The following is a 2,965-nucleotide window of genomic DNA, read 5'->3' as shown; positions in this document are numbered from 1 at the left end:
ACTTCATAGAGGCCGTAATTGTTGTTGAGCCTGTCGATCCGCAGCATCGAGGGGTGGATGCTGTCGAACTCCCGGTCCTCGTTGAGGAACTGGAAGCGCTTCATGTCCACCGCGTCATGGCCCGCATCGGCCTTGATGACGAGATCCGGCATCGGCGCGATGAAGCCCTTCTTCAGCTCCTCGAAATCGCGCGTGTCGCCGAAGGGAAGGTTGGCGGAGGCGCGCCTGATCGCCGCAATGGTGTGGCTCGTCGGCGCCTTGCCTTTGGGATGAAAGTGGCCACTGAGCGGCGTCGGCATGGTCTGTGCCGAACTCTCGTTCAGAGTTATGCTCGAACCAACTGCGAAGGCTGCTCCCAAGGCCGGAAGTGCCTGGACGAAATCACGGCGCGTCGACATATGAAACTCCAACGATCGGCTGGCGCAAAAACGAAACTGCGCACCCAGCACCGGACCATGCTGCAGAACGTTGTAAATGAAGTCGCCTCTCCGGTAATCGACCTTCAGCGCCCGTTATCCCGCGAACGCGCTCCAGCTATCGCTGAAGCGGTAGCCAAGGCCGCCGAACAGGTCCCACTCGTATCTGGATGAGAGGCCTCCGCCAATGGCGATGACGGTCATGAAAAGCCGGTCCGAGAGCGTCGCGATCCCTCGGATTCCGGCAACGCCGTCTACCCAGAGCTCGCTCTTGCCGAAGGAGGGGGACACGGGCCCGCCGGTAATACTCAGAGTGTTGTTGAGCGCGAACAATCGGGCGCCTACGAGGACATCGAGGCTGACATTGGTCGTTTCCAGGAACCGGTACCCGACGAGGCCGCTCCCGATCACCGCTCCGCTCTCGATGCGGACGCTGTCCGGACCGGCGGGCAGCGCGATAGCCTTCTTGGGAGAGATCCGGGAGGCTACGAGATCGGTCAAGAAGATGTAGCGGTCGAACCGGGCCTCGGCCGTCCCCATCAGAGCGCCATCAAGGTTCCGAAGCACCGTGCCGAAGCTGATGTTCACGTCGACGGCAGGCAAAGGCGGAATGGTGCGCACGCGCCCGTTAATGCCTGACAGCTAGGCATAGGCGTTCACCGTAAACGTCCAATGCGGAGCGAGCGAGGCGTCCATCGGGGCGGTTCGATCCGCTCCTCTGGCGGGGAGCGAAACAGCGATCATTGCTAGCGGCACCGCAAGGCTGATGAGCAGCCTGAACCTCTGCGGCAAGCGCAACGGCAGCGGGAGCGGAAATCTCGCAAACAACTTCATCCGAGGTTCCCAAATGACCGCCTGCCCAATCGAGGTGCTAACATCGTCCCGGGATGCTGGCAAGCAGGTTCCGACGCCGGCCAGTAGGCTGGCAGTGCGCCGCCTGCAACGAGGCGGACGACTGCTTCACGCTGGCGCGGCGACGCTTCCACCACCTCACCTTCTACGGCTTCATGCTCTGCTTCGCATCCACCAGTGTCGCCACGTTCTACCACTGCGCCCTCGGCCTGAAGGCGCCCTATGCCATGACGAACCTGCCGGTCGTGCGCGGTACATTCGGCGGCATCGGCCTGATCATTGGTCCTGTCGGCCTCGTGCTGCTCGTCTTACGCCATGCGGCAGCGATGCCGGCGCTCCTGGCCGTGCATATGGGCATAGTGATGGCGCTGCTCCTGACGATGCCCCAAGGGAAGTTCGCCCACGCGGTCTATCGTGCGGCCGCCCTGCTCCAATACGCCATCGACAAGCGCCTGCCCAACCGCCTCGGCGTAGGCGGGGACTGACGCCGCGCGACCGCCTAAACCGATATCTGCCAAAACAACAACGCGGTTTTCCGTCGAGTTGTGTGCAACCTGTGTAACGAACATGAGCACACCGCGCCGTTCGCCAATACTGAAACAGGCGATTTCGAAATATTAATTTTTCCGATGGCCGCCCGCATAGAAAAGGCGTCAACATATTCCTTTTTGACGCCTGATTTTTTGAATAAAACACTATATATTGTGTTTTTTCAGCTGTTTAATTTCAGCGCGAATAGAATTCGATCACGAGGTTCGGTTCCATCTGCACCGCGTAGGGCACATCCGCAAGGCCGGGGACGCGGGCGAGCTTCGCTGTGAACTTCGAGTGATCGACCTCGACATAATCCGGCACATCGCGCTCGGCGAGGCCGACCGCTTCCTGCACGAGGATCATGTTCTTGGCGGCGTCGCGCAGTTCGATCACGTCGCCCGGCTTCACCGAGTAGGATGCAATGTTCACGCGGTGACCATTGACCTTCACGTGGCCATGGCTGACGAACTGGCGGGCGGCGAAGACGGTCGGCACGAATTTCGCGCGATAGATCACCGCGTCGAGGCGGCGCTCGAGCAGGCCGATAAGGTTCTCGCCGGCGTCACCGCGCATGCGGATCGCTTCGGCGTAGTAGCGGCGGAACTGCTTCTCGGAGATCGAGCCGTAATAGCCCTTCAGCTTCTGCTTGGCGCGGAGCTGGGTGCCGAAATCCGACATCTTGCCCTTGCGGCGCTGGCCATGCTGGCCCGGGCCATATTCGCGCTTGTTCACCGGGGACTTCGGACGGCCCCAGATGTTCTCGCCCATGCGGCGATCAATCTTGTATTTCGCTTCGTGACGCTTCGACATCGTCGTTTCCTTTTGGCGGATCAGCCCGAAAACGACGGCAACCCGAACGGCAATGCCATTCAGGGGTTCCACCATCGCGTTCCAGCCAGACCCGAACGGGTGAGGCCCCGAAGGGCCGAGCTTGGAACGCCCCTCCTCTCGCCTTCCCCTCCGGAGAGATTTCAGCGCGACAGACACACGAAACCGGTGCCACGGGTGCGTATCCCATCACCGAGCAGGCTCGCGCGAGGGAGACGGGGCTATCGCCGCTGGATGGGATAAAGTCAAGCCGGAAGCGCGAGAATCCGCTCCGCCAAGGCCCGCAGGGCGGCATCCGCGCCGGGTTTCGTGGAATGGGCCTGAAACTGCCCCTC

2 protein-coding genes and 2 pseudogenes are annotated in these 2,965 nt (G+C 61.5%); 1 reads left to right on the top strand and 3 read right to left on the bottom strand.

All coding sequences use genetic code 11. The features are described from left to right. Positions 1-398 (bottom strand): annotated as a pseudogene (locus ACKODO_RS08300) (MBL fold metallo-hydrolase); the annotation flags it as partial. A 114-nt stretch (positions 399-512) separates the two neighbouring features. Then, positions 513-1,037: a hypothetical protein gene (locus tag ACKODO_RS08295; protein ID WP_408982971.1), complete on the bottom strand. Its 525-nt coding sequence runs from the start codon at positions 1,035-1,037 to the stop codon at positions 513-515. A gap of 317 nt (positions 1,038-1,354) precedes the next feature. Here ACKODO_RS08295 and tcuB point away from each other — a divergent pair. Beyond that, a pseudogene (tcuB, locus tag ACKODO_RS08290) lies at positions 1,355-1,753 on the top strand (tricarballylate utilization protein TcuB); the annotation flags it as partial. A 241-nt stretch (positions 1,754-1,994) separates the two neighbouring features. Here the strand turns inward: tcuB and rpsD are convergent. After that, entirely contained in the window at positions 1,995-2,612 is a 618-nt protein-coding gene (rpsD, locus tag ACKODO_RS08285) for a 30S ribosomal protein S4 (RefSeq protein ID WP_408982970.1), read from the bottom strand. Between the last annotated feature and the right edge of the window lie 353 nt (positions 2,613-2,965).

This window comes from Rhabdaerophilum sp. (assembly GCF_046092605.1).
GTDB lineage: Bacteria > Pseudomonadota > Alphaproteobacteria > Rhizobiales > Beijerinckiaceae > Rhabdaerophilum.
The sequence above is the reverse complement of the archived record's forward strand: the minus strand, read 5'-3'. Positions and strand labels throughout refer to the sequence as shown.

Bases quoted from the DNA above. Each gene is read 5' to 3' on its own strand.
- rpsD (WP_408982970.1), bottom strand. From the start codon at position 2,612: ATGTCGAAGCGTCACGAAGCGAAATACAAGATTGATCGCCGCATGGGC.